Below are 20,504 nucleotides of genomic sequence, written 5' to 3'. Positions count from 1 at the left end.
GCGGCAGGGCTCGGGTCGGAATCACCCCACAATCACAAGCATTCCAGAATCAGGGCAACTTTCCGTGCATACGCGCGACAACTGGTTTTCCCCGCTCATCCCGGAGACACCATGCGAGCCGCCCGATTGGCGATGTTGTGCCTGCTGACAGCCCTGACCGTATTCCCACGCACCGGTAGCGCGCAGACGCCACCGCTCGTCATCAAGAGCGTCACCGTCGATCTGGAGAACCAGGAGATCACCATCTTCGGCCAGGACTTCGGCAACACGGCGCCAGGGGTCAACCTCTCTGGCTCCGGGCTCATCATCCTGAGCCACGGCACGACGACGGTCGTGGCGAAGCTGCCGGCGCCGGTGGCGGTCATTCCCGGCACCTATCTCCTGACGGTGACGGCCCTGGACCCCTCGGCGTCTGGCTACGACCGCTTCAATGTCAGCATCGGAACGGGAGGCCCTGCGGGGCCAAAGGGAGACACGGGGCCTGCGGGTGCTCCCGGAGCCGCAGGTCCTCAAGGGCCCGCTGGCGCAGCGGGCGCGGACGGCGCCGCTGGGGCCCCGGGTCCGGTCGGGCCTTCAGGGGCGCAGGGCGCACCGGGCCCCAAGGGGGACACCGGGGCCCAGGGCCCTCAGGGGCTCAAGGGCGATACCGGCGTCCAGGGAGCACAGGGCCCCCAGGGACCTGCCGGTGCGGTGGCGGAGTCCTCGGGCAGGGGAAGCTCCGTCAAGTCGTTCTCCGGTTCATTCAACGGCAACACCACCAACATCACACCGCTCTATACGGTGCCCGCGGGAAAGACCCTCGTCATCACCGACATCATCGTGATTTCGAATAGCACCGCCATCGGCTTGCGGGTGGGGCCCATCAGCCCCTACATCTATCAGGATTTGAGCGCCACCCGGGCGATGGTTCCCGGCTGTTCGCTGACACCCGGTTCATCCTATGTGAGCGTGCCGTGCGGCATCTCACTCCAGGGGGGCATCCGGTTCGAGTCGGGAGAGCGGGTCGGCGCGCATGCCTATGGCGTGAGCGGAAGCGTGACCATGAGCGGCTACGAGTTCTGATCAAGAACCCATGAAGCTCCACACGCAGCAGCCCCAAAGGCTGCTGCGTGCGTCACGAACCTTCCCTCTCCGTTGAGGGAAGGCCTGGGTGAACAATGCGCGCGAGCCTCATGTTGTTGTGTCTGACCCTGGTCGTCACAGGCTGCTCTGGCGTGGAAAGGCACGCTGGACGCGGCAGCTCGCGAACGCAGAGGGGCTCGGTGCCCCCGCTGCCGGCTCCCGTACGCGTTGAACCCGTGGAGGCGCTGGGGACGCTCATCATCCTGACCCCCGAGCGCTTCACGGTCACCAATCCGGAGCATGTCGCGCTCGCCGCACAGGTCCGGAAACTGTTGGACCATGCGGGACTGTTGCAGCCCATTCTCGCGGAGACATGAAGGCAACAGGCCTTCCCCTGAGCACGAAGTCCCACACGCAGCAGCCCCAAAGGCTGCTGCGTGCGTCACGACTCAGGAAGAGCCCAGCTCCCGCTGCAACTTCGCCAGCAGGTTGAGCGCGTCCAGCGGAGTCATCCGGTCCACCGACGCTGCCCGCAGCGCCTCCAGCACCTCCGAGTGCACGGGAGGCGCAGGAGGCACGGCCACCGGCGCCACGCCTCCGAACAGCCCCAGCTGCCCCGCGTTCACGGGCGAGCGCTTAGGCGACGACCGCACCGCCACCCGGGGCCGCCCCGCCTCATCCAGCTCGCCGGACTCCAGGTTTTGCAACAGCTCCCGCGCCCGCGACACCACCTCCGGCGGCAGGCCCGCCAGCTTCGCGACGTCGATGCCGTAGGAGCGGCTGGCCCCACCCGGAATCAGCTTGCGCAGGAAGATGACCCTGCCGCCCTGCTCCTTCACCGCGATGCACAGGTTCTTCACCCGGGGCCGCTCGCGCGCCAAGTCCACCAGTTCATGGTAGTGCGTCGCGAACAGCGAGCGCGCCCCCACCTTGTCGTGGATGTGCTCCGCGACCGCCCACGCAATGGACAGACCGTCATACGTGGACGTGCCACGCCCAATCTCATCCAGGATGACCAGGCTGCGGCGCGTCGCGTGGTGGAGGATGTGGCTCGTCTCCGTCATCTCCACCATGAACGTGGACTGCCCTCGCGCCAGGTTGTCCGCCGCGCCCACGCGCGTGAAGATCCGGTCGCACAACCCGATGCGCGCTGACTTCGCCGGCACGAACGAGCCCGCCTGCGCCATCAGCGCCGTCAGCGCCACCTGCCGCATCACCGTGCTCTTGCCCGCCATGTTCGGGCCCGTGATGATCAACAGCTGCGCGTCCTCCGGATCCAACCGCACGTCGTTGGGCACGAAGGACTCGCCCGCGCCCAGCATCCGCTCCACCACCGGGTGCCGGCCGCCCGTGATGCTCAGGCCCTCCGTGTCGTCCACCTGGGGCCGCGTGTAGCCGTACTCCGCCGCGCACCGGGCGAAGGACACCAGCGCGTCCGCCGTGGCCACCGCCTCCGCCGCGGAACGGATGGCCGGCGCCCAGGTAATCACCCGCGCGCGCAGCTCCTCGAAGAGCTGCAACTCCAGCACCGTGCGGCGCTCCTCCGCCGTGAGGACCTTCTCCTCGTACTCCTTCAGCTCCTCGGTGACGAAGCGCTCCGAGCCCACCGTCGTCTGCTTGCGGATGTAGTCCTTGGGCACCGCGTGCAGGTTCGCCTTCGTCACCTCCAGGTAGTACCCGAAGACCTTGTTGTAGCGGATCTTCAGCGAGCTGATGCCGGTGCGCTCCTTCTCCCGCTGCTCGATGCGCAGCAGCACGTCCTTGCCGGACGTGGACAGCGCCACCACCTCATCCAGCTCCGCGTGGAAGCCCGGCCGGATGAACCCACCGTCGCGGAGGACCACCGGCGGCTCATCCGTCACCGCCCGCAGCAGCACGTCCGCCAGCTCCGGCAGCGCCCCCAGCGGCCCTGCCAGGGACTTCAGCAGCCCCGCGTCACACCGCGCCAGCGCCGCGCCCAGCCGGGGAAGCTGCGACAGCGACAACCCCAGCGCGCGCAAGTCGCGCGCGTTGCCCGCGCCCAGCGACAGCCGGCCGCACAGCCGCTCCAGGTCGCCCACCTCCTTGAGCGTGGCCACCAGTTCCTCGCGCCACACGCTCTTGCCAGCCAGCTCCTCCACCGCATCCAGCCGCGCGGTGATCTCCGGCAGCGAGCACAGCGGCGCGGACAGCCAGCGCGAAAGCTTCCGCGCCCCCAGCCCCGTCGCGGTCCGGTCCAACACGCCCAGGAGCGACCCCTTGCGCCCACCGTCGCGCAGGCTCTTGAGCACCTCCAGGTTGCCCCGCGAGGACTCGTCCAGCACCAGGCACGCGGACTTCTCCTGCCGCGACAGCCGGTCCACGTGCGCGGCGGCCGTCTTCTGCGTGTCCTTCAGGTAGCGCAGCGCCGCCCCCGCCGCCCCGGTGGCAAGCGCTGAGCCGTCCAGCCCGAACGCGGCCAGCGACTGCACGTTGAAGTGCGTGCGCAGGAAGGCCGCCGCCCGGGTGTGCTCGAAGGCCGCGCCCTCCCCTTCCGCCACCGCCGGCGCGCGCGACAGCCGCTGGCACACCTGCACCACCTCCGGCGCCTCGCGCTGGCCCTGCGGCACCAGCAGTTCGCGCGGCTCCACGCGCGACAGGCCCTCCACCAGCTCCGACAGGCTGGCCGCCTCGAAGGTGTAGAACTCGCCGGTGGACGCCTCCAGCAGCGCCGCGCCGAAACCACCCTCGCTCCAGCACACGGCCGCCAGGAAGTTGCTGGCCTGCGGCTCCAGCACCTCGTCGTCCAGCACCATGCCGGGCGTGATGACCCGCGTCACCTCCCGCTGCACGATGCCCGGCCCCGCGCCCGGCTCCGTCACCTGTTCGCAGATGGCCACCTTCAGGCCATGTTCAATCAGCTTCGCGATGTACCGGCGCGCCGAGTGGTACGGGAACCCGCACATCGGGACCTTGTCCGCGCCCTTGGACCGCGCCGTCAGGGTGATCTGGAGCAGCTCCGAGGCCTTCACCGCGTCCTCGAAGAACATCTCGTAGAAGTCGCCCATCCGGAAGAACAGCACCGTGTCCGGATGCAGCGCCTTCACCTCCAGGTACTGGCGCATCATCGGCGTCAGGGACGCGATCTCCCGCGCCCCAGCGGGTGCTTCATTCGTCCCGACGTCCGGGGTCGTTTCGTCCTCGGCGAGCACCACCTCCGCCGCCTTGCCTGTCTTCATCTGCTGTGTCACCGCCATCCCCGACCTTCTCCCACGACCCTACGCCCGGATCAACGAACCGGAGCCCCTACCTGGGGAGTCTGCCTACCACCCCTGTCCGACATTTCCAGACGCCCTGCTCCGAAAACGGTTTGCAGCCCCACCATCCCCCGGCAGGCTGCCCGCCGACATGGCGACCTCCTCTTCGAAGCCGAACCGCCCGCCCGTTCCCGCGCTCTTCCAGGTCGCGCTCGCCCCCGTGCAGGCGTTCTTCCGCCTGGAGGCCAGCAGCGGCATCCTCCTGGCGCTCTGCGCGGTGGCGGCGCTCGCGTGGGCCAACTCCCCCTGGGCCGGCTCCTACGCGGCCGTGTTCGACGCGCCCCTGCGCCTGGAGGCCGCGGGCCACGGAGGGGGGTTCACCTTCCGTGAACTCATCAACGACGGGCTGATGACGCTGTTCTTCTTCCTCGTCGGGATGGAGATCAAACGCGAGCTGTCCTCGGGCGAGCTGCGCACCTTCTCCCGAGCGCTCCTGCCCCTCATCGCCGCGCTGGGCGGCATGGTGGTGCCCGCCGCCCTCTATCTGGCCTTCACCCACGGCACCCCCGCGCAGGGCGGCTGGGCCATCCCCATGGCCACCGACATCGCGTTCGCCATCGGGTGCCTCACGCTGGTGAAGGCGCGCGTGGGCCACGGGCTGGTGGTGTTCCTCACCGCGCTGGCCATCTTCGACGACATCGGCGGCATCCTCGTCATCGCGGTGTTCTACGGCACCGGCCTCCATGTGGAGTGGCTCGCGGCAAGCGTGGGCGTGTGCGCGGTGCTGTGGGCGCTCAACCGCTTCTACGTGCGCAACGGCCTGGCCTACGCGCTCGCGGGCGTGGCGCTCTGGTACGCCATGCACCACGGGGGCATCCACGCGACGCTGTCCGGCGTGGTGCTGGGCCTCTTCATCCCCGCGCGGCCCACCCGCCCGGGACGCGAGGTGCTGGAGGAACTTGCGGACTACATCAAGGGGCTCGTGGCGCAGCCGGATGACGAAGGTCAGCGCGGCGCGCAATTGCTGCACATCGAGGAGGCGCTGGAGGACATCGAGCCGCCGCTCAACCGCTTCGTCCACCTGTGGCACGGCTTCGTGGCGTTCGGCATCGTGCCGCTGTTCGCGCTGGCCAACTCCGGCGTGGACGTGTCCGGCATGGGCCTGTCGGATCTGCTCAATCCCCTGCCCCTGGGCATCATCGCCGGCCTCTTCGTGGGCAAGCAGGTGGGCATCTTCCTCTTCACCTGGGCGGCGGTGAAGGCGGGCGTCTCCCCCCTGCCCGCGGGCGCGAGCCTCGCGCAACTGTACGGCGTGGCGGTGGTGGCCGGCATCGGCTTCACGGTGGCCCTGTTCGTGGGCGGACTGGCATTCAGTGGACAGCCGGCGCTGCTCGCGGAGGCCAAGCTGGGCATCCTCACCGGCTCGCTGCTCTCCGCCGTGGTGGGGTACGTGCTATTGCGCTACGTGGCCCGACCCTCGGTCGCGCCAGACCGCTCGCCATGAACCTCCAGGACCTCAACCGCATCCGGCAGATCACCGTCATCGCCGCCCGCCATGGTTTCGGCGAGGTGGCCGAGCGCGCGGGCGTGTGGCGCATGCTGGGCCGCAAGGAGAAGGTGGAGGTCTCCCCGGAGACCCAGCGCGAGTCCACCGCGCGCCGCTTCCGCCTCTTCCTGGCGGAGCTGGGCCCCACGTTCATCAAGCTGGGCCAGGTGATGTCCACCCGCGCGGACCTGCTGCCCGCGGAGTTCGTGGAGGAATTGGCCACGCTCCAGGACCACGTGGAGGCCATCCCCCTGGAGGCCATCCACGCGCAGATCCGCGACGCGCTGGGCAAGGACGTGCACGAACTGTTCGCGCAGGTGGACCCGGAGCCGCTCGCCGCCGCGTCCATCGCCCAGGTGCACCGCGCGGTGACGTTGGACGGCGAGGAGGTCGTCGTGAAGGTGCAGCGGCCGGGCATCGCCGAGCGCATCGACGCGGACCTGGGCGTGCTGCGCTCGCTGGCGCGCCTCCTGGAGGCCGTGGTGGAGGAGACGGGCATCTACACGCCCTCCGGCATCGTGGACGAGTTCGACCGGGCCATCCACGAGGAGCTGGACTTCGTCAACGAGGCCTCCAACATCCGCGCGTTCCTGGAGACCCACCAGGACCGCCCGTACATGAAGATCCCCCGCGTGCACGCGGCGCTCTCCAGCCGCACCGTGCTCACGCTGGAGTTCATCCGGGGGGAGAAGATCAACCCGGCGGTGCTGACGGAGGCGGAGCGCAAGCAGCTGGCGCAGAACATCCTGGAGGCCAGCTTCCGCCAGCTCTTCGACGACGGCCTCTTCCACGGCGACCCGCACCCCGGGAACCTGCTGCTCATGGAGGGCCACCGGCTGGCGCTGCTGGACTTCGGCGTGGTGGGCCGGCTCACGCGCCCCATGCAGGAGACGCTGGTGATGCTGTGCCTCGCGGTGGCGCTCAAGGACAGCGACTCCGTGGCGCGCATCCTCTACCGGGTGGGCGTGCCCGACGCCCGCGCCAACCTGATGGGCTTTCGCAACGACATCGAGTCCATCCTCGGCCAGCACCTGCCCACCACCCTGGGCCAGGTGGACGCGCGCACGCTGCTCAGGGACCTGCTGGACCTGGCGGTGAAGTACCGCATCCGCATCCCCAAGGAGTACGCGCTCTTGTCGCGCGCCTCCATCTCCACGGAGGGCATGCTGCGAAGCCTCTACCCGGAGATGAACATCCTGGAGGTCGCGCTGCCGTACGCGAAGGAGCTGCTCGCCGGGCGCTATGACCCGAGCCAGCTCCAGGGCGGATTGATGCGCACGCTGTTGCGCTTCCAGTCCATGGCGCAGGACCTGCCCACGCAGCTGTCGCAGATCCTCCTGGACCTGGAGACGGGCAAGTTCAGCGTCACCGTGCGCGCCGAACAGTTCGACAAGCTCAACGAGAACCTGCGCAGCGTGGCCGTCATCGCCTTCCTGGGCCTGTGCGCGTGCGGCTTCATCGTGGGCGCCTTCATCGCCTTCGCGCCCCGGCCGCCCATGTACGGCAACGTGCCGGTGCTGGGCATCGTGGGCATCGCGGTGGCGGCGGCGCTCTTCGGCGCGGTGCTCACTTGGTACCTGTTCGGTGGCCGCTTCGGGAAGGTGCGCCTCTCCCGCTTCCTGAAGAAGCGCCGGTAGCACCGGGGCCTTACGGAGTCTGGAGCGCCCTCGTGGTGAGGTGGGTGTGACACCGGCCCACCCGGGTCGGGCAGGCAGGCCGGGGAGCGGGTGTCACGGGAGCGAGAACGGATCCGTTGAGGGGTGCACAGTCACGCTCGGGCCGGTTAGGCTGCGGCGCTTGTTGGCTCCCCCTCTTGCCCACGTGGTCGTCTTGTTCGCGAACCCATCCGCCGCCCGTCGTCCGTACCGCGCCCCGCTGGCCTCGCTGTTCGCGGTCGCGCTCCTCGCCACCTCCGCCGGCTGTGCTGGCGGGCTCGATGATCCCGATCGCTTCACCGGGGGCACAGGCGGTGCCTGCGCGACCAGCACCACCGCCACGGGCATCATCCAGGCGCAGTGCTTCGCGTGTCACTCCACCTCCAGCAAGGAGATTGGCGCGGGTCTGGACCTGCAGGCTCCCGGTCTGCCGGGGCGCCTGTACACGACGACCTCCAGCGCGGCGTGCGGCGCGGTGCCGATGGCGGACAGCGCCAATCCGGCCAATTCGCTCTTCCTGAAGAAGCTGACGCCCACCCCCGGCTGCGGAACGCAGATGCCGCAGGGCAACCCGCTCAGCGAGGCGGAGTCCGCCTGCCTCAAAGAGTGGCTGGTCAACGGAAAGCCGAGCTCGCCTTGAAGACGCGCACCCGTTTCGGCTCCATCACCGCCCTGCTGGGCGCCGCCCTCCTCCTGGGGCCTGTCGCCCACGCCGCGCCGAAGAAGCCGGCGAAGACGACGCAGTCCGCGAAGAAGAAGTCCGCGAAGCAGGCCGACGTGCGCCGCGTCGCGGTGGTCGCCTCCGGTCCGCACGCGGAAGCCGCGCGGGATGCGCTGGAAGCGGAGCTGGCCCGCCGCCCGGCCCGTTATGAAATCGTGCCCGAGTCCGCCGTGCGCAGCGCCGCTTCGCGCCTGGGGCAGGACCCCACCATGACCGCCGGCGCCTCCGCCGTGGCCAGCGAGCTGGGCCTGAGCGCCCTCCTGGTCGCGGACACGTCCACCACGGGCAAGAAGCAGCAGGTGCGCCTCACCGTGCGCAACGGCAAGGATGGCAAGGCCCTGGCCTCGCCCGCCGCGGCCCGTCCTGCGACGGCGAAGCTGGTGCCCGCGTCCGTGAAGCGCCAGTGGACGGCGCTGGAGAAGGGCCTCCAGAAGAGCCGCGCCCCGGAAGCCGTCGTCGCCCCGCCCAAGCCCGTGGAGCCCGAGCCCCCGCTGAAGCCCGCGACGCCCATCGCGGAGACGACGCCCGCGACGCCGGCCACCCCGCCCGCGAAGACGCCCGTCACCGAGGACAGGACGCCCCCGCGCAAGCCGGTGGCTGTCACGCCGAAGCCCGAGGAGAAGGCGCCGGAGGAGCCGCAGACGTACGCCGGCACCGAGCGCCGTCCGCCCCTCGTGGAGGGCGCGGTGGGCCTGAAGCTCTTCGGCCGTTCGCTGCGCTACAAGGACGACGTGTTCGGCGTGCTGCGGCCCTACACGCTGGGCCTGGACGTGGGCGGCTTCGCGCTGCCGGGCGCGCCGCAGGTGACCGGTGACCTCACGGTCTACCCGCTCGCGCGCTTCAAGCAGGGCGCCCTGGCGCGGCTGGGCCTCACGGGCTCCATCGACCAGTCGTTCGGCCTGAAGTCCACCGGCAGCACGGGGGCCGTGTCCTATCCCACCGTCGCGCGCGAGTGGCAGGCGGGCCTGCGCTACGTGATGCCCTTCGGCCAGGCGGAGCGCTACGGCTTCGAGGTCACCGGCACCTACGGGATGAACACCTTCCGCATCGATCCGGTGAACGACGAGCGGCCGTTGGACCTGCCCAACGTGGAGTACCAGACCGCGGGCCTGACGCTGGGCCTGCGCGCGGAGCTCACGCAGAAGCTCGATTTCAACTTCCGCCTGGGCTACCTGCACCCGCTGAGCGCGGGCGAGCTGAACTCCGACACGTGGTTCCCCAACGCGTCCATGGGCGCCGTCACCGGCAGCGCCAGCGTGGCCTACCGGCTCAACAGCTTCCTGGACGTGCGGCTCAAGGCGGACCTGCGCCGTTACTTCTTCAAGTTCAACCCAGACGTGGGCGATCCGTACATCGCCGGTGGCGCCGTGGATCAGTACCCCGGCCTGTCGCTCCAGTTGGGCTTCAAGTACTAGCCTGCGCGTTCCGGAGGACCCGCCGGTCCGTGCCCCGCACGGACCGGCCAGTGGCCTGACCCGTGCGCTGCGCTGGGCACGCCTGCCCAGCCCCATTCCCCTCAAGCCCCGCGCTCGCCTCCTCGTCACCTGTGTCCTCGACTTCGAGCGAGTGAGGCACGTGACGCGGATGACCGCCAGCCCGCACTCGGGCCATTCCGCCGTTCAATTCTTCCGCTGGCCCCCGGGCTCCACCTTCTCTCGCTTCCGACTTCCCGAGAGGACTCGGTGCATCGGCTGCCCGTGTCCATCCACCTTGGGGTGAGCACGCGTTCTGAAGACAAACATGATGGGGGGCGAGATGAAGAAGACGAAACGGGCGCTGGGGTTCCTGTCGCTGCTCGCAAGCGCTGGCTGCGCCGACACCTACTACGATCCCTACTACTACGACACCGCCTACTACGATCCGAACTACGGGGCGTACGACGCGGCGTGGAGCTACGCCTGGGTCGATCCGGTCTACGGCTCTTGGTATTACAGCCTCCCGGTGCAGCCTCGAAGCATCGGCGGAGGGCAGCTTCAGACCTCTGTCGACGTGAACGCGGCGGCCGCCCAGCTCGCGGCGAGCGCCTCCTCCACCTTCACGCCCGCCGGGTGTGCCACCGCCACTTCGACGGGCGCGACGGTGAACTACGCCCTCGATAACTGCACAGCGCCCATCGGGCTCGATCAGCTCTCCGGCAACGTCCAGTTGGTGCTCTCGGACAACCAGGGGCAGCTCGCCATCGCGGCCACCTCCACCGACCTCTCCATCAACGGAGCGCCGTACAACCTCTCCCTGCAGATCGTCGGCTCCCCTCCCGAAGCGGGCCAGCGCAAGGTGACCATCACCTCCACCAGCTTCTCGCCGGAACGCTTCGACACGCGCTCGTCGGAGAGCACGGTCACGTGGGTGGAGGGCAGCGGGTGCTTCACCTTGAACGGTCAGTCGAGGTCCACGCGGAACAACTTCAGCGCGACCGCGACCGTCTCGGGCTACCAGCGCTGCGACAACCAGTGCCCCTCGGCGGGAACCGTGACGGTGGAGTCGACCGAAGGGACGTTCACCACGTCATTCAACGGCTCCAACACCATCGACGTCACCACGCCGAGCGATAACACCAGGCAGTACACGATCGACTGCTGAGAGCGACGGGGGCGGGCGGGGGCGTTCGGCTCCAGCCCGCTCCGGCGCGCCCCCTTCCTACTTGCTCGCCGCGATGGACTTCCGGAAGAGCGCCAGGCTGTAGGCGAAGAACCCCACACCCACCGCGCTCACCATCAGGAACTGACGCCAGACGGCCTCCAGCCCCCCGCCGCGGTAGATGATGACCTGCGAGAAGCTGACGAAGTGCCGGGCAGGCAGCAGGTACGTCACATACTGCAACCACTTCGGCTGGCTCTCGACGGGCGTGCTCCCGCCCGAAAGCAGCATCAGCACGAGGACCACGAGGATGATGAGCAGCGCGAACTGCGCCATCGAACGTGAAATCGTCCCCAGGAAGATGCCGAGCGCCGTGGCGAAGAACAGGTAGAGCACGACGCCGACGAACCACAGCACCACCGAGCCGGCGAACGGCACCTTCAGCACCATGTGCACGATCAGGAGGAGCGAGGCCCCGGTCGCGACGAGGATCACCAGGCCGTTGGCCCAGACCTTCGCCATCGCGATCTCGAACGAGGTCAGCGGCATCACCAGCAGGTGCTCCAGCGTTCCGTGCTCGCGCTCGCGGATCACCGCGGCCCCCGTCAGGACGACGGTCAGCAGGGTTATCTGGTTGATGATGGCCACCACGCTCTTGAACCAGGACGAGACCCCGTTGGGGTTGAAGAGCTTGCGAATGACCAGGTTGACGGGCTTCGGTCCTGTCGCCTCCGTGCGCCTGAGAAAGGAGGAGATCCGGTCGTTGACGATATTCTTGATGTAGCCAGAGCCGATGCCCGCCTGCTGCATGGCGGTCGCGTCGATGTTCACCTGGATGTCCGGGCTGCGCCCCGCGCGGAGGTCATGCTCGAAGCGGGGCGGAATCACGACGACGAACATGAACCGGCCCCTGTCCATGTTCGCCTGCACCTCATCGGGGGAGATGAGCTCCGGCAGCTTGAAGCGGGGCGGATAGAAGGCGTTGAGCAGTTCCTTGGACAACGCGGACCCGTCCTCGTCAGCGAAGGCAATCGATGCGTTGTTCACCTCGCTCGACGTCCCCGTGGCCTGGACATAGATGGCCAGGGTGAACGCATAGACGACGAACACGACCAGCACCGCGTCGCTCAACAGGCTGCGAAGCTCCTTGAGCCCGAGCCACAGAATGTTCAGCAGTGAGTTCACCTCTATTTCTCCTGCTTTCTCAAGCCAATGACACTGATGGCCAGGAGGACGGGGACGCACGCGGCCAGGAAGGCGACATCCCGCATGAGGAGGCCCGCCCCCAGTCCCTTGGTGAAGGCGCCCAGGCTGGCGTGCATGTAATAGGAGGCCGGCCAGATGGAACCGACGAGACCGGCCCCGCCCTGCAGCGTGGAGACGGGCTGCAACAGGCCGGAGAACTGGATGGTCGGCACGATGGTCAGGATGGCCGTGACGAAGACGGCCGCGACCTGGCTGCCCGTGAAGGTCGACGTCACCATCCCGATGCCTGTCGTCGCCGCGACATAGAACAGCGTGCAGAGCATCAACATCAGGAAGCTGCCCTTGATGGGAACACCGAAGACAGTCAGCGCCAGGGCGGTCAGGATGAAGAAGTTGGCCATGCCGATGACGACGTAGGGCAACTGCTTTCCAAGCAGGTACTCCAGCCTGCCCGTGGGCGTGACATAGAAGTTGATGATCGACCCCAGCTCCTTCTCACGCACGATGCTGACCGTCATGAGAATCGCCGGTATCAGGAGCAGCAGCAGCGCCGGGACACTCGGCACGATGGAATAGACGCTCTCGAACGTTGGGTTGTACAAGAAGCGCTCTTCAATGTTGGCCGTGTACTTCTGCGCGCTGGCCGAATGGAAGCCGCTCGCGGGATCCCGCAGCATCCGGTTGTGGACCCCCTGCACATATTGCTCGACGGTGTCACCACGGAAGGTCATGGCGCCGTCCACCTGCGCCAGCACCTCCGGCCCGGAGCCCCGGCGGAAATCCAGACCGAAGCGCGGCGGAATCTCCAACACCATCGAGACATCGTCCGACTGGAGCCGGCGCAGCGCCTCGTCCGAGGATTGGGCTGGCGGCGTCAGCGCGAAATAGGGTCTCGCCGCGCTGAACTGTTCAAGATACGCGCGACTCTCGGATGACTGGTCCATGTCCAGCGCGGCGTAGCGGATGTTTTCGACGTCGGTCGTGATTCCGAAGCCGAAGACGAGCATCAACACCGCCGAGCCGACGAAGGCAAACGCCAGCCGGACCCTGTCGCGGAGGATCTGGATGGTCTCATTGTGGGCGTATGCGAGCATCCGGCCAAGACGCAGCCGGAGGCCGGCCCGGTCCACGCGTCGCGCGGCCGAGGGCTGCTGGGGTGGCGAGGCTTCGGGCGCGCGGGCGGGCGTCGCGTCCTTGGGCGGCGTGTCCTTGCCCTCGGTGCGTGCCTTTTCGGCGATGGCATCCTCCATGTAGCCGATGAAGGCGGTCTCCAGGCTGTCTGCCTTCCGCGCCTCGATGAGCTTCTGGGGGGAGTCCGCCGCCAGCACCCTCCCCGCGTTCATGAGGGAGATGCGGTCGCAGCGCATCCCCTCGTTCATGAAGTGCGTCGTCACGAAGATGGTGACGCCCTGCTTGCGCGACAGATCGATCAACAGCTCCCAGAAGCTGTCCCGGGCGACCGGATCAACCCCCGACGTGGGCTCGTCCAGGATGAGGATCTGCGGCCCGTGCAGCACGGCGACGGCCAGCGAGAGCCGCTGGCGCAGGCCCATGGGCAGGTCCCCGGCCAACGCCTCCAGGTGCGCGCGCAGTCCGAACCGCTCGACCAGCTCCTCGATGCGCGCCTTCGCCTTGTCAGGCGGCAGATGGTAGAGCCGGGCATGCAGGACCAGGTTCTGCTGGACGCTCAGCTCGCCGTAGAGCGAGAACGCCTGCGTCATGTAGCCCAGGTTCTTGCGCACCTCCATGCTCCCGGCATCCACGGAGCTGCCGAAGAGCTTCGCCGTCCCCTCCGTGGGGGGAAGCAGGCCCGTCAGCATCTTCATGGTCGTGGACTTGCCGCAGCCGTTGGAGCCCAGGAAGCCGAAGATCTCACCGCGCTCAATCGACAAGGTGACGTGGTCGACGGCGGTGAAGGTGCCGAAGCGGCACGTCAGCCCGTCCGCCTCGATGGCCAGCTCCGCCTTGCCCGGTGGACGGGGCGGGATGGTGATCTCCTTGTGCCCCCTGCGCTTCTCCTCGGGCAGCAGCGCGATGAAGCATCGCTCCAGGTCCTGGGTCCCCGTGCGCTCCATCAGCTCCGCGGGCGTCCCTGTCGCCAGCACGCGCCCCGCGTCCATGGCAACAATCCAATCCCACTGCTGCGCTTCGTCCATGTAGGCCGTGGAGATGATGACGCTCATGCCGGGGCGCCCGGCGCGAATCTCGTCGATGAGGCTCCAGAACTGCCGCCGGGAGAGCGGGTCCACGCCGGTGGTGGGCTCGTCGAGGATGAGCAGGTCCGGGTCGTGCACCAGCGCGCCGCACAGCCCCACCTTCTGCTTCATTCCGCCGGAGAGCTTGCCGGCGGGGCGCTCCGCGAACTTCCCCAGACCCGTGGCTTCAAGCAGCTCCGGGACGCGCACCTTGCGCTCCGCGGGTGACAGCCCGAAGAGCCGGGCCATGAAGTCGACGTTGTCGTAGACGCTGAGCTCCAGATAGAGGTTCTTCCCCAGCCCCTGAGGCATGTACGCGATCCGCGGCCCCACCGCGCGCCGGTGCCGGGCGTCGGCGATGTCCCCGTCCAGGACCCTCACCCTTCCCTGCTGCATCTTCTTGGAGCCGGCGACCAGGGCCATCAGCGTGGACTTGCCGACGCCGTCCGGCCCCACGATGCCCACCATGATACCGGTGGGAACGTCGAGCGAGATGCCGTCGAGCGCGACCACCTTGCCGTAGCGGTGGGTCACGTCCTGGATGGAGACCACGAGCCTGGAGGAGCCGCCCGGCGATTCTGGAGACGCGGATGAAACCATGGCTGAGCCCTCCCGGGTCACCGGGCTAATGGGATTCGGATTCAGCCGTGATGACGTTCTGCAATTTGGTAGGCCAGGTGGCGGAAGGGTCCACCTTCACGTAGCCGACGCCGCGAATGCCTGTCTTGATGCGCTCGACGTAGCGGCTGGCCAGCTCCCGGGGGACCTGGAGCTTCAGTCGGAACACCAGCTTCTCCCGCTCGCTCTTGGTCTCCACCTGCTTGGGCGTGAACTGTGCCTCCGGGGACACGAAGGAGACATACCCGGGGATGGAACGGTCGGGCTCGAAGTCGGCGGTGAGGCGCGCTTCGGAGCCAAGCTTCACGCGGGCGGCCTCGCTCGCCGGGAGGAAGATCTCCATGTAGACGTCTTCCAGGTTCACCAGCGTCAGCGCCGGTCCGCCGGGCGCGAGCACCTCGCCGGGTTCGGCGAGGCGATAGAGGACGCGTCCCGTCACGGGTGACTTGAGCGTCGCGTCGGCGATGCGCGTCTGGATCGTCGCCGCATTGGCTCGCGCGACCTCGATCTCCTCCCTGGAGGTCTTCAGCGTGGCTTCCGCTTCCGCCAGGGCGGCCCGGGTGGTCTCCACCTGGCTCGCTCGAACGTCCAGATCCCGCTGCGAACCGGCCCCCTGCGCCACCAGCCTTCGAGCGCGCTCGGCTTCAATGGTGGCAAGCTCTATCTCACTCTTCTGTTTGACGATCCCCGCCTGGGCCACCGCCAGCTTCTCCTGCGTGGCCGCGAGGTTCGCGTTGGCTTCCGCCAGGCTGGACTCCAGCGTGGTGGTGTCCAACCGCACCAGCACCTGACCCGGCCTGACGAGGTCGCCCTCGTTGACAAGGATTTCCTTCACCCGCAGGGGTTCCTTGGCGGCGACATCCGCCAGCTTCGCCTCGATGCGGCCATTGCCTGAGACGATTCCCTCCGGCAGCGCGGATTTCTTCCCCTTCCAGTACTTGAAGCCAATGAACACGGCGATCGCGATGGCGATCAACCCAATGACCCACTTGATCTTCCCTTTCGGGTACTTGGGCATGGCGGACTCTCTATTGCTTTCCGGGCTGCGAGCTGTGCTTGACTTCCTGCGTCCGCGGCTTCGACAACATGTCGCCCCAGTCGGTCCGTTTCTCCATCTCGCTTTGCATGGGTTCCGGCACGACGGGCTGATCCCGGCGGACCTCCCAGCCCCCGCCCAGCGCCTTGTAGAGGGCGACCAGGTTCGTGGCGATGGAGGAGCTCGTCTGGACCAGGTTGTTCTGCTGCTGCAAGAGCGAGCGTTGCGCGTCCAGCACGCGCTGGTAGTCCACGGCGCCTTCCCGGTACTGCACCAGGGCGAGCTCCACTGACCGCTGCGCGGCCTTCACGGCGGCTTGCTGGAACACCATGGCCTTCTGGGCATTGACGAAGCCCGTCAGGGCGTCCGCCACCTCCTGGGCCGCCTTGAGCACCGTGTTGCGGTAGTTGACGAGCAGTTGCTGGAACCGCGCGTCTTCGACACGCACACCATTCTTCAGGCGGCCGTAGTTCAGGAAGGGAAAGACAATCCGGGGGCCAATGGAATACGCCAGGCTGCCAAGGGAGAAGAGATTGCCGGAGGACGTGCCGCTGGTGCTCGCCTCCAGCCCGATCGTCCCGAAGAGGGAGAAGCTCGGATAGAGCTCCGCCTCGGCGATGCCGATCCGGGCACACTGCGCGGCGGCGAACAGCTCGGCGCTGCGGACATCCGGACGCCGCCGCAGGATTTCAGCCGGCATGCCGACGGCCACCGTCGCGGGCGCCAGCGGAACCTGCCTGGGTCCCGCCAGCAAGGTCTCCACGGCGCCCGTGGGCTGGCCCAGGAGCGTGCTCAGGGCGTTGCGGGCCTGCTCCAGCCCGCCTTCCAATTGGGGGATGGTGGCCCGGGTGCTCTCCAGCAGGGTCGCGGCCTGCGCCACATCAAGCTCCGAGGTGACACCGTTGCTGAAGCGCGACTGGGCGATCCGGAAGCCCTCCTCCTGAATCCTGACGTTCTCCCGGCCCTGATCGATGAGCATCTCGAACGTCCGGACCAGGACATAGGTTCGCGCCACCTCCGCGGTGATCGCGACGAGCGAGGATTGGTAGTCCGCGACCGACGCGAGCAGGCCGGCGGCCCCCGACTCCACGCCCCGCCGGTACTTGCCCCAGAAATCCACCTCCCACAGCGCGTCGAAGCCCAGTTGGTATTCCAGGTAGTGGCGGTCGATGGGGCCGACATTGGCCAGATCCACCAGGTTGGCCGCGGCGGAGTTCTCACTGCGTCCCACCGCGGCGGCGCTGCCGGTGGCCACCTGGAGCTGCGGATACTGCCGACCGGTGAGGATGCCCAACTGGGCGCGCGCCTCCACGATCCTCAGACCCGCGATCTGCAGCGGCAGGTTCTGCCGGTAGGCGATCTCGACGAGGCGATCAAGCGCCGGATCGCCAAACGACTTCCACCATTGGGTGTCGACCGCTGCCTGCGTCGAGAGTCGTGGGTCGCCCTGGGTGCGCCACTCCTTGGCCACCACGGCCTCGGGCTTCGTGAAGTTGGGCCCTACCGTGCATCCGGAGAGCGCCGTCAGGACGCCGAGCAGCGGCCACGCGCCGACGAAGGATGCACGCCCCGGATTCATCCCCTGCCTGGTGCTGCCCGTCCCCAGCATTCAAGACACCTCGATGGATGGGGATGGTCCGCACTTCGGGGAACGCGCGGAAGTACGAGCTGTCCGAATGCCCCTCGGGGCTGACGGTGATGTCCATTCCCCCAGGCCTGACACCGACCCGAGGGCGATGTGGATATCGCCCGTCGCACAAGGTTGGCGCTTCGAATGTCTGACGCGTCCTCGAAGGCAAGCATTGCACGCGTCATAGGGCCGCACGCCCCTCAGTGCGGGGTGCCGTCCTGAGCGAGGAGCGCGGCTGGATCCGTCACCACGAGGTCCGCGCCATGGCGGCGCAGCTCGGCGGGCCGACCCAGCCGGTCGACGCCGATGACATAGGCGAAATGGGCGGCCCGTGCGGCCGCGACGCCAGCAGGCGTGTCCTCGAAGACGACCGCTTCCTCGGACTCGACACCGAGGGCCCGTGCGGCCTCGAGGTAGACCTCGGGGTAGACCTCGGGGGGCGGCGTGGCGCCGAGCCGCGCGTCGAAGAGATCCGAGATGCCGGCGGACTGGAGCAGCTCCGCGCAGTGCCTGCTCGCGGAGACGACAGCGGTCCGAAGTCCAGCGGCGCGCGCCGCCTGGACGTAGCGGACCGTTCCCTCATACGTCTCCACCTGCTCCTGCCGGAGCAGTTCGACCAGGAGCTCCGCCTTGCGGTCGTTCAGCGCATGAACCGTGCTCTCCGGCAACGCGATGCCGCGGGCGTCTAGAAACGCGCGGAGTCCTTCCAGGGGCGGCTTGCCGTCGAAGTAGTGGCTGGTGTCGCGCACCAGGTCGAAGGGGATGAAGGGCTGCCCCGAGGCTCGCGCACGCCGCCGCAGGTAGTAGTCGCACAGCTGCTTCCAGGCCCTGGCGTGGAGGCTGGAGGTCTGGGCGAGGACGCCATCAAGACCGAAGAGGCAGGCCCGCGTGCGGGGCGGAAGCCCCAGCTTCGTCCGGGCGAAGGGCGGCTGGCCCAGGATGAAGGCGTCGACCGCATAGGCGAACCCGTCCTCCTCGTTGGTGCGCGTGACGTGGCGTGCGAGGCGTTGGACCTCCGCGCTGGCATTGCCCATGGCGAGACCAAGGCCGGCGGTGGTCAACATGGGCAGATCGTTGGCCATGTCCCCGATGGCCGCGATCTGCTCGAGGGGAAGCCCGAGGAGGCGCGCGGCCTCACGCACGACCATTCCCTTGTTCGCTTCGGGATGCGTGACGTCGACATAGTAGGGCGTCGAACGTGCCGCCGACGCCTCGGTGCCCAGTCGCCGGGAAAGTTCGGCCTCGCAGCGCGCGACCCGCTCGGTGTCCTCGCTCACCCCGACGATCTTGATGGGGGCGTCGAGCACGCCGTGCAGGTCCGCGATGACGACCGGATCGAACCCGACGTTGCGCCTCTCTCTCGCCACGCGGAATGCCTCGGGGCCGCGGAGGAACCAATCCGCCCCCTGGTATACCCAGACATCCAGGCCCGCCTGGAGCATGAAGTCGACGGCCTGTCTGGCGATGGCGGGAGGAAGGGTCTTCTGCTCCAGCACCGTCGTGAGATCGGATTTGACATACACGCCGCCGTTGAAGGCGGCCACGGGGTCGGTGAGCTTCAATGCGGCCACCAGCCCTGCCATCCCGCGCGGCGGTCGCCCGCTCGTGACGGTGAACAGGATGCCGCTGGCGCGCAGCCGGGCGACAGCCTCGCGGGTTCGCTCGGTGACGGCCTTGTCCCGCGTCACCAGGGTCCCGTCGATGTCCGCGATGAGCAACTTGATGGTCATGGCTGTCTCCAGCATCCGCCCGCTCGCTGCGGCAGCCGCGCGCCGGGCGTTGTCGGTGACGGCTGGGTCCAGGGTTCAAGATGGCATCGCAACGGAGCGGCACCATCCTTCCCGGCGCTCCAAGGCAGTCCCATGGCCGAGCGCCGTCCCGCCAGTTGTCGGCGCATCAGGGCGCCCTCAGGTTCACTTGCGATGGATGGGAGGAACACATGCCGACGACGCCAGGGCTCGACCAGACCGCGCGAGCCATCGTTGCTGATGGAAAGGGCATCCTGGCGGCGGACGAGACAGTCTCCACGATCACGAAGCGCCTGACCGCGCGCGCGATCGAGTCGACCTCGGACAGCCGCCGCGCCTACCGCGAGATGCTCTTCAGTACGCCCGACATCGCCGCGTTCATCGGCGGTGTCATCCTGCAGGACGAGACGATCCGGCAGGAGAGCTCGACAGGCATCCCGCTGCTGGAGCTGCTGGTTGGCCGCGGCATCATCCCTGGCATCAAGGTGGACACCGGCGTCCACCCTCTGGCTGGCGCGCCGGGAGAGTCCGTCGCCGAAGGGCTCGACGGGCTCCGCGATCGGCTCGAGGAGTACCGCGAGCTCGGTGCGCGCTTCGCCAAGTGGCGCGCGGTCTTCACCCTCCGCGACGGGCTGCCGACCGCGAAGTGCATCCACGCGAATGCGCACGCGCTCGCGCGCTACGCCGCCCTCTGCCAGGAGCAGGGCATGGTGCCCATCGTGGAGCCTGAGGTCCTGATGGAGGGAGCGCACGCGCTCGAGCAGTGTGAGGACGTGACGGGGCGCGTGCTGCAAGCGGTCTTCAACGAACTCTTCGACGCGCAGGTGTCGCTGGAAGGGATGTTGCTCAAGCCGAACATGGTCACCGCGGGCCTCCGTTGCGCGAAACAGGGCTCGGTGGACGAGGTGGCGGAGGCGACGTTGCGCGCCCTGACGCGCCATGTGCCGCCCGCGGTCCCCGGGGTCGTCTTCCTGTCCGGTGGACAAGACGCTGTCCTGGCCACCGAGCACCTCAACGCCATCAATGCGCTTGGCGGCCCGAAGCCCTGGAAGCTGAGCTTCTCCTACGGACGCGCGCTGCAGGACGAGGCGATGGAGGTCTGGCGGGGCCGGCGCGAGCACGTGCCCGCCGCCCAGCAGATGTTCCACCGCCGCGCCGGGTGCGACAGCGCGGCGGCCCTGGGCAGCTACAGCGGCGACATGGAGGGCGAAGCGGGCTTCGCCCGGGCAGCGGAGCCTCCCTCCATCCACGGCCAACCCGACTCAACACTCCATACCCAACACTGATGGGAGACA

The 20,504-nt window shown here is 68.3% G+C and carries 14 protein-coding genes; 8 read left to right on the top strand and 6 right to left on the bottom strand.

The window, feature by feature from the left end; all coding sequences use genetic code 11:
- Positions 1-111: 111 nt before the first annotated feature.
- Both OV208_RS41225 and OV208_RS41220 read left to right on the top strand, forming a co-directional pair.
- Positions 112-1,062 (top strand): hypothetical protein, encoded by a 951-nt coding sequence (locus tag OV208_RS41225; RefSeq protein ID WP_324291362.1) that lies wholly within the window; start codon positions 112-114, stop codon positions 1,060-1,062.
- 95 nt (positions 1,063-1,157) lie between these two features.
- Positions 1,158-1,439, top strand: a complete 282-nt coding sequence (locus OV208_RS41220; RefSeq protein ID WP_324291361.1) for an Imm52 family immunity protein — start codon at positions 1,158-1,160, stop codon at positions 1,437-1,439.
- 72 nt (positions 1,440-1,511) lie between these two features.
- On the opposite strand, the gene mutS is transcribed toward OV208_RS41220, so the two are convergent.
- Entirely contained in the window at positions 1,512-4,277 is a 2,766-nt protein-coding gene (gene mutS / locus OV208_RS09640; protein ID WP_267573540.1) for a DNA mismatch repair protein MutS, read from the bottom strand.
- A 151-nt stretch (positions 4,278-4,428) separates the two neighbouring features.
- On the opposite strand from mutS, the gene nhaA reads away from it, so the two are divergent.
- From nhaA to OV208_RS09615, 5 genes are all read left to right on the top strand, one after another.
- Positions 4,429-5,781, top strand: coding sequence for a Na+/H+ antiporter NhaA (gene nhaA, locus OV208_RS09635; protein ID WP_267573539.1), 1,353 nt, complete (start codon positions 4,429-4,431; stop codon positions 5,779-5,781).
- Positions 5,778-7,460 (top strand): ABC1 kinase family protein, encoded by a 1,683-nt coding sequence (locus OV208_RS09630; protein ID WP_267573538.1) that lies wholly within the window; start codon positions 5,778-5,780, stop codon positions 7,458-7,460. Before nhaA ends, OV208_RS09630 begins: the two co-directional genes overlap by 4 nt.
- Before the next feature lie 193 nt (positions 7,461-7,653).
- The gene (locus OV208_RS09625) at positions 7,654-8,118 is read left to right on the top strand and encodes a hypothetical protein (protein WP_267573537.1); all 465 of its coding nucleotides are present in this window, start codon (positions 7,654-7,656) and stop codon (positions 8,116-8,118) included.
- Positions 8,115-9,614, top strand: a complete 1,500-nt coding sequence (locus OV208_RS09620) for a hypothetical protein (protein ID WP_267573536.1) — start codon at positions 8,115-8,117, stop codon at positions 9,612-9,614. Before OV208_RS09625 ends, OV208_RS09620 begins: the two co-directional genes overlap by 4 nt.
- A gap of 340 nt (positions 9,615-9,954) precedes the next feature.
- A complete protein-coding gene (locus OV208_RS09615; protein WP_267573535.1) occupies positions 9,955-10,779 on the top strand; it encodes a hypothetical protein in 825 nt (274 codons plus the stop codon).
- Between the two features lie 57 nt (positions 10,780-10,836).
- Here OV208_RS09615 and OV208_RS09610 read toward each other — a convergent pair whose 3' ends face one another.
- From OV208_RS09610 to OV208_RS09590, 5 genes are all read right to left on the bottom strand, one after another.
- Complete coding sequence (locus OV208_RS09610) at positions 10,837-11,961, bottom strand: ABC transporter permease (RefSeq protein ID WP_267573534.1); 1,125 nt, start codon at positions 11,959-11,961, stop codon at positions 10,837-10,839.
- A 2-nt stretch (positions 11,962-11,963) separates the two neighbouring features.
- Positions 11,964-14,777: a ribosome-associated ATPase/putative transporter RbbA gene (gene rbbA, locus OV208_RS09605; RefSeq protein ID WP_267573533.1), complete on the bottom strand. Its 2,814-nt coding sequence runs from the start codon at positions 14,775-14,777 to the stop codon at positions 11,964-11,966.
- Between the two features lie 25 nt (positions 14,778-14,802).
- Complete coding sequence (locus OV208_RS09600) at positions 14,803-15,813, bottom strand: HlyD family secretion protein (RefSeq protein WP_267573532.1); 1,011 nt, start codon at positions 15,811-15,813, stop codon at positions 14,803-14,805.
- 10 nt (positions 15,814-15,823) lie between these two features.
- A complete protein-coding gene (locus OV208_RS09595; RefSeq protein ID WP_267573531.1) occupies positions 15,824-17,410 on the bottom strand; it encodes an efflux transporter outer membrane subunit in 1,587 nt (528 codons plus the stop codon).
- 251 nt (positions 17,411-17,661) lie between these two features.
- The gene (locus tag OV208_RS09590) at positions 17,662-19,191 is read right to left on the bottom strand and encodes a Cof-type HAD-IIB family hydrolase (protein ID WP_267573530.1); all 1,530 of its coding nucleotides are present in this window, start codon (positions 19,189-19,191) and stop codon (positions 17,662-17,664) included.
- A 209-nt stretch (positions 19,192-19,400) separates the two neighbouring features.
- On the opposite strand from OV208_RS09590, the gene OV208_RS09585 reads away from it, so the two are divergent.
- Positions 19,401-20,495: a class I fructose-bisphosphate aldolase gene (locus OV208_RS09585; protein ID WP_267573529.1), complete on the top strand. Its 1,095-nt coding sequence runs from the start codon at positions 19,401-19,403 to the stop codon at positions 20,493-20,495.
- Positions 20,496-20,504: the final 9 nt, after the last annotated feature.

The sequence above is a fragment of the Corallococcus sp. bb12-1 genome (assembly GCF_026626765.1).
In the GTDB taxonomy this organism is placed as follows: Bacteria; Myxococcota; Myxococcia; order Myxococcales; family Myxococcaceae; genus Corallococcus; species Corallococcus terminator.
This window is presented reverse-complemented; position numbering and strand designations above follow the sequence as displayed.